The organism is Cryobacterium sandaracinum, from assembly GCF_004403415.1.
In the GTDB taxonomy this organism is placed as follows: domain Bacteria; phylum Actinomycetota; class Actinomycetes; order Actinomycetales; family Microbacteriaceae; genus Cryobacterium; species Cryobacterium sandaracinum.
In genome coordinates this window covers 38921-45668 of record NZ_SOGO01000044.1, presented here as the reverse complement: position 1 = coordinate 45668, position 6748 = coordinate 38921, and the positions used below count along the sequence as shown (strand labels likewise).

At 66.7% G+C, this 6748-nt stretch carries 7 protein-coding genes; all 7 read right to left on the bottom strand.

What is annotated here, in order from left to right:
• Positions 1 to 197: 197 nt before the first annotated feature.
• From E3T25_RS16495 to E3T25_RS16465, 7 genes are read right to left on the bottom strand one after another with little or no spacing between them, the layout of a single operon-like run.
• Positions 198 to 1067, bottom strand: coding sequence for a type II secretion system F family protein (locus E3T25_RS16495; RefSeq protein ID WP_241980928.1), 870 nt, complete (start codon positions 1065 to 1067; stop codon positions 198 to 200).
• Between the two features lie 9 nt (positions 1068 to 1076).
• Complete coding sequence (locus tag E3T25_RS16490) at positions 1077 to 2033, bottom strand: type II secretion system F family protein (RefSeq protein WP_241972955.1); 957 nt, start codon at positions 2031 to 2033, stop codon at positions 1077 to 1079.
• Positions 2030 to 3514, bottom strand: coding sequence for a TadA family conjugal transfer-associated ATPase (locus E3T25_RS16485; RefSeq protein WP_134375461.1), 1485 nt, complete (start codon positions 3512 to 3514; stop codon positions 2030 to 2032). The genes E3T25_RS16490 and E3T25_RS16485 overlap by 4 nt, the downstream gene beginning before the upstream one ends.
• A complete protein-coding gene (locus tag E3T25_RS16480) occupies positions 3511 to 4518 on the bottom strand; it encodes a CpaE/TadZ family protein (protein WP_134375459.1) in 1008 nt (335 codons plus the stop codon). Before E3T25_RS16480 ends, E3T25_RS16485 begins: the two co-directional genes overlap by 4 nt.
• Entirely contained in the window at positions 4515 to 5252 is a 738-nt protein-coding gene (cpaB, locus tag E3T25_RS16475) for a Flp pilus assembly protein CpaB (protein WP_158250254.1), read from the bottom strand. Before cpaB ends, E3T25_RS16480 begins: the two co-directional genes overlap by 4 nt.
• 8 nt (positions 5253 to 5260) lie before the next feature.
• Positions 5261 to 6310: a TadE/TadG family type IV pilus assembly protein gene (locus E3T25_RS16470; RefSeq protein ID WP_134375457.1), complete on the bottom strand. Its 1050-nt coding sequence runs from the start codon at positions 6308 to 6310 to the stop codon at positions 5261 to 5263.
• Positions 6298 to 6687 (bottom strand): TadE/TadG family type IV pilus assembly protein, encoded by a 390-nt coding sequence (locus E3T25_RS16465; RefSeq protein WP_241980927.1) that lies wholly within the window; start codon positions 6685 to 6687, stop codon positions 6298 to 6300. Before E3T25_RS16465 ends, E3T25_RS16470 begins: the two co-directional genes overlap by 13 nt.
• Between the last annotated feature and the right edge of the window lie 61 nt (positions 6688 to 6748).

Genomic DNA, 6748 nt, shown 5'->3' with positions numbered 1-6748 from the left:
CTATAAAGTTTCTTTCCTTTGACAGTCAGAAACCTAGACAGGAAGCGGCGTGCGGCCGTTAAGGCGCTCCGAAACACCCACGGATACAGCAGGGGAGCCGAGATTTTGCCGATTTCGCCGCGGAAGTGCCTCAAAGCGTGCTTTTACAGCAGAATCCCCGTCGAATTCGTTAGGGGCGCGTTCGGCTCCGGCGAGGTTCAGGAGAACGCTTCGATCATGCTCAGCACGGCTGGGGTGAGCAGCACGATGAACAGCACCGGCAGAATGCAGAAGATGAGTGGGAAGAGCACCTTGACCGGGATCTTCATCGCCTTCTCTTCGGCGCGCTGACGGCGGCGCAGGCGCATTTCCCCGGCCTGCACCCGGAGCACGTCCGCGATCGCGATGCCGTAGGTGTCGGCCTGGATGACCGACCGGGTGAACCGGCGCAGGTCCGATGACGAGGTGCGGTCGCCGAGCGCCTGATAGGCGTGCGTTCGGGTGCGGCCGATGCTCATGTCCTGCAGGGTGCGGATGAATTCCTCCGCGAGCGGCCCCTTGCCGTTCGTCGCCGCCTTGGCCATGGCGGCCTCGAAGCCGAGGCCGGCCTCCACGGCGATCGTCATCTGGTCAAGGGTGTCGGCCAGGGCGTTCTGGATCTTCTCCTGCCGTTCCTGCCCGCGGCTGATCAGGAGAAGGTCGGGCACGAAGAAGCACAGAACCACAAGGAGCGCACCGAGCACGAATCGCGTCGGGACCGGGTCCCCGCTGATCCACAGGAGCGCCAGGAGCGCACCGGCCGTGCCCGCGAGCGGCTTGGCGATGAGGATCTTGTCGATGGTCCAGGCCGGGGGCCGACCGGCGAGCGCCAGCCTGCGGTCGAGCATCCCGAGGTACCCTCGGGGAGCCAGTTCGCGCATCGTTCGACCCCGTCTGACGCGCGTTGCGGTCGTCCCGACGAGGTTTAGACCTGCATCCCCGAGGTCGGTGATCGGCTTGCCAGCGCGACCGCCGACGAGGATGCCGACCAGGACCGCGAATCCGCCGGCAACGGCCAGCGAGGCAAGCATTGCGATGAGTGTAGGCACTGGATTCTCCTAGAACTTGACCTTGACGACGGCCATCATCCACAATGAGCCGGCGACGAGCAGGATGGCGGCGACGACCAGGGCGGCGATGCCCCAGATGCTGCCGAAGAAGCCGGCGAAGTAGTTCGGCTGCGTCAGCAGCAGAAACGTGAACACCCCGATCGGCAAGAGGATCAGCACCCAGGCTGACATCTTTCCCTCGGCGGCGAGCGACTTCACCTGGCGACGGATCTCGTTGCGTTCCCGGATGGTGTGGCCCACCCGGTCGAGCACCTCGGACAGGTTGCCGCCGACCTCACGGTTGACGGCGATCGCCTGCGCCACCCACTGGAAGTCCTCGCTCCGCATCCGGGTGGCGGTGTTGTCGAGCGCATCACCGAGGTCCCGGCCGATGCGAGTCTCATTCACGACCCGAGCCAACTCGTCCGCCGACGGCGACGGCGTCTCCTGGGAGGCCGCGTCCACCGCCCGCAGCAGGCTGTGACCGGCCCGCAGGCCGCCGGCCAGAAGCGCAAGGGTTTCGTCGAGCTGTTCCGCGAACTTTGCGCGACGCTGCCCCGCACGCACGTGAAGAAACGCCTTCGCGCCGATCGGGCCGAGCGCCGCGAAGGTCGCCAGGAGCGGTATCGCCCAGAAGGTGCCGTTTCCCAAGAGCAGGCCGGTCAGGGCCAGCACGGTCGACGTCGAGAGCACCATGAGCACGAAGCCGGACGGCTGCATCCGGATGCTGGCCTGTTCCAGTTCCTCCGCGGTGAACGGCGCGCGGCCGCGACGAAGGATCGCCCCCTCGATGGCCTCGACCGTGCGGTCGGTCACCCGGGTGAGGGTCGACGTGTCCACCGCACCCGGCGCTCGACGGCGTTCCAGCGGCACCCGGGGCCGTGGTGGTGCGATCACCAGGAAGACGATCACGAACAGGGCGATCAGCGCGGCGGCGATTCCTCCGTAGAGGGCCAGCTCATTCATCTCTGGCTCCGGGTGACGAGGTTGGCCTGGAACACGCTCGGGGACAACGGAATTCCGAGGTCCCGGAATTTGTCGGCGAACCGGGGCCGCACCCCGGTCGCCACCGCGTGGCCGAGCAGGCGTCCGGCCTCGTCGACGCCGGCACTGTAGTCGAAGACGAAGGCGTCCTGCAGGGTGACGATGTCACCCTCCATGCCTTGGACCTCCGTCACGTGCGTGACCCGACGGGTGCCGTCCTTGAGTCTGGTGATCTGGATGATCACATCGATCGCCGACGAGATCTGCTCTCGGATGGCGCGCAGCGGCAGGTCCATTCCGGCCATCAGCACGAGGGTTTCGAGCCGGGCGATCGCGTCGCGCGGCGAGTTCGAGTGAACGGTCGAGATCGATCCCTCGTGCCCGGTGTTCATCGCCTGCAGCATGTCCAGGCTCTCGCCACCGCGGCACTCGCCGATCACGATTCGGTCCGGCCGCATCCGGAGGGAGTTGCGCACGAGGTCACGGATGGTGACCTCGCCTTTACCCTCGATGTTGGCCGGCCGGGATTCCAGCCGGATCACATGGTCCTGCTGCAGCTGCAGCTCCACCGCGTCCTCGATGGTGATGATGCGCTCATTGGAGGGGATATAGGCGGAGAGCACGTTGAGCAGCGTCGTCTTCCCGGTTCCGGTGCCACCGGAGACGATGATGTTGAGTTTGGCCTTCACGCAGGCATCCAGCACCTGGGCCATCTCGGCGCTCAGCGTGCCGAAGCCGACCAGGTCGTTCACGGTGAAAGGTTCGCGCGCGAACTTGCGGATCGTGAGCGAGGAGCCGTCGACCGCGAGCGGCGGGATGATCGCGTTCACCCGCGAGCCGTCGGCGAGGCGCGCGTCCACCAGCGGCGACGACTCGTCGATGCGGCGCCCGACCTTCGACACTATGCGCTCGATCACCCGGCGCAGCTGGGCCTCGCTGGTGAAGCGGGCAGCGCTGCGGCTGAGCTGGCCGTCACGCTCGACGAAGATCTGCTCGTGGCCGTTGACCATGATCTCGGTCACGCCGACGTCGGCGAGCAGTGCCTCCAGCGGGCCGAACCCGAGCACGTCGGCACCGATCTCGGCGATCAGCCGGGTGCGCTCCTCCGGACTGAGCGGAACCTGTTCGGCGGCGACGATGCTGCCGAGTTCGGCCCTGGCATACGAGTGCAGCTGTTCCTCACTCAGGCTCGGGTCGTTCAGGCGCGTGCCGATACGGCCGAAGAGTTCCTGTGCCGCCCGTTCCTTGAGTTCTGCCAGTGGGTCAAGCGGCGGCGCCGGGATGGGCGCGGGTTCCGGAGCGGGAGCCTCTGCCTCCGGTGCAGCTGTGGCCTCGGTGGAGGGTTGAAGGGCAAAGTCCGTCACCGCCCTCGATGCAGAGAGGTTGCCGTTGCCGGTCTTCTTGTCGAGCTTGTGCAGTGGACCATCGCGGCGTGCCGCCTCCACTCGGTCGGTCAGTTTCATGCGACAACCACCCTTCGATGCAAGCGACCGCGTTTGAGTGACGCGCTGGGGTCGAATCGGCGCACCAAGTCCGTGAGGGCAGCCGACGCTGGATTTTTCTTTCCGTTCTGGAGCAGCGGAATGCCACGATTCGTGGACAGCGTCACCAGGCTCGATCGGGGAACGGCGACGTCCACCGGCACACCGATCGTTGCCTCGACGTCCTTCACGCTCAGCCCGCTCACCCGGTCGGCGAAGTTCAACACGACATGACGGGCCGGCGGCATGATGCCGATGGTGGCGAGAACGGCGAGCTCCTTGCGCAGGCCGCGCGCACCCGGCACGGACATGTCGCAGAGGAATACGGCGTCTGTGGCAGCCTCGAGGGCGGCCAACGCGTGTTCACCCAGGCCGGGCGCCGTGTCGATGATCACGAACCGAAAGATCCCGGCGAGTTGGCGAATCAGGTGACCGAGCTGCTCGCCGGTGACCCGGTCCCCGTCGGCCGGCGACTCCGCGCCGCACACGACGTAGTAGCCGTCCGGATGCGGGGTGAGGTAGGCCTTGAGCACCATGGCGTCGTTGGCCGCGACGGCGGTGACGGCATCGGGCAGGAAGCGTCCGGGTGTCAGCGACAGGGCCATGGCCACGTCCCCGAACTGCACATCGGCGTCGACGAGCACCACCGACAGCGGGGCCAGCTTGGCGAGGCCGACGGCCAGGTTGGTCGCGATCGTCGTCTTGCCGACACCGCCCTTGGCGGCCACCACCGCGATGGTCTGGCGCGGGATGACCTCCGGCTCCGGAGTCCCCTCGGTCGTGGGCGGATCGAGGGTGGGGGGTTCGAGGGTGGACGGTTCCTGCTCATCGGCTGCCGACCGGTCGTCGAGTGCGGTGACATCCGCTAGCCCGATCTCGCCCGGGTTGCCATCCCGGGCTTCGTCGCCGGGTCCGACGGCCGAGGCCGTCTGCGCTACCGACCCCAGCACCCCGTCACGCCAGGGGCTCAGTCGTGGGCGGCTCATTGGAACACGACGCTTCCGTCGACGACCGCTGAACCGGTCTCATCAGCCGTCTTCGGCTCGATGGTGAGCCACACGCTGCCGAATTCCTTGCCCCAAACCAACTTCTGGATATCTGCGGTCGGCCGAGCGAGAGTGACCATGACGGTCTCGGCTGCCTCGGCTGCCGCGTCCGCTCCGTCGGCAGGGGGCGTACTGGTTCCCTCGCGTACCGCGGTGACGAGCACCTTGTGGAAGACCTGCCGGCTGATTGGCGTGTCTTCGGCGCCGTCAGCGCCCTTGATGGTGGCGGAAATCACGACGCCGACGGTGTCGCCCGGCTTGATCGTGCCGCCGACCACCCGCTCGACGGGAAGGGCGATGCTGACCGCCTGCATTCCCTCCGGCAGTGCGACGTCTCCGCTGGCCGCCCGCGTGGCGGGCGTCACCCAGCGAGACTCGAGCAGCTGCTCGCCGGGCATCAGTGCGGTGTCCGCCACCAGGCCCTCCAGGTCGCTCAGCTTCGTCACCCGGCCCGGCACCGCGGCGAGGGCCGGGATCTGCTTCGCGGTGATGAGGTCGGTGATCGCGCTCGCCTCGGTGCCGGCTGGGATCTCATCGGCGACCAGGTAGACCGATACGAACTCGGCGCCGTCGGCTGCTCGCGCGTCGGCGCCGTTCACGTAACCGGTGAGCACGACGGTGCCAACGATGGCCAGAACGATCGCGAGGATCGCGCCAATGAGTCGGGTTTTCATTGCAGCTCCTACTTGATTAGGTTGACGCTGGTTGCGTTGAGTTGAGGCCCGCCCAGTCCGAACGCCCCGTCGATGGAGACCCATTTATTGAAGTAGCCCTGGATGCCGTTCCAGTTATTGCTCTTGTCGCTTTCATCGCAGGGTTTAGGGGCCTTGGGGTCCTTGGGAGCCTTGGGAGCTGTTGGGGCTGCGGCGGGGCAGAGCGGGGCCAGTGGATCGAGGACCTTGGTGGACGGGAAGTTCCAGCCGGTGATGGTGAACCCGGCAAAGGCGAAGATGCGATACTCGGCGTTGGTTCCCGTGCCACGAACGCGGTCATAGATCGGCACCAGCACCGTCGTGCCCTTGAGGCTTTCCAGCTTCGACTTGCAGTCGGTGTTCACACTCCCGCCGGCGTCGCTGCCCACCCAGAGCTGCCCGGCCGCGTCAAGGTTGAGACTCAAGTTGACGATCGCCACGCAGGCGTTGGCGTTGTCAAGCCAACCAAATCCCCCGGGGATGACTTCCGCTGAGGGAGCGTGCTTGCAGATCTTGTTGGTGTCGGTGCGGATGGTCACATGTTTGCCCGACGCCGCCAACGACTCCTGAAACTCGCACCAGGACAGCGCGAGCGCGAGCACGGGGCCGGACCCCGGGCCGCCCCACTGCGCCGTGGCGGTCGCGCCCACGGTCGTAGGGTCGATGCCGATGAACCGGGCGAAGGGGTGACTGATGGCCCCTGCATTGGTGCCGGCGACGCGGGTGCTGTCGGAGACCGTCACGGTCTTGTTAGCCATGCTGATGCTCGGTGCCAGCACGTTGGCGGCGCCGTCATTCGCGTTGTCGTTGGTGAAGCGCGCGGCGGCGCCGGCCGGATCGGTGCAGACACCGTCTTGGCAATCGCGGGCGATGGCGAGGGCAGCGGCATCCGCGCCGTTCTGAAGCTGTGCGCGCTCCGCGTAGAGGGCCCCGACATCGACTGCAATCGCCACGAACCCCAGCAGAGGCACGAGCAGGATACCGACCATCACAGCGCTCGCACCGCGCTCGGAACGAAGCCCACGATTCAACCACCGCATAGCATGACTCCTTTGCCGGTCAGGGGAAGCGTGGTGCCGAAATAACCGGTCAGAAGTGACACGTTGTAGGTGATGGTGACCGTGACGGCCTGGTTGGCGGCACACGCCGCGGGCGTGATCGAGATCTGGCCGCCCGACATGCTCGGGCTGATTGACGGGGCGGCGGCGATGGCCGCGGCCTTAGCCGTCGACTGACTGTCGTGAATCGCCATGTTCCTGGCGCCCTCGCGGGCCGCATTGGACAGCGAAATCTGAATGTTGTAGAGCCGGCTGAACTCGATGAGGCCGAGCACCAGCAGCAGGAGAATGGGCAGCACGAGCGCGAACTCCACGGCGGCAGCGCCGCGTTCGCCTCGTCGATGGAGGAAACGCATCATTTGGTGGCCCCTTCGGGTAGGCCTGGCGTTGCGGGTGAAAGTCGGGGGTGAGTGCGGGCGG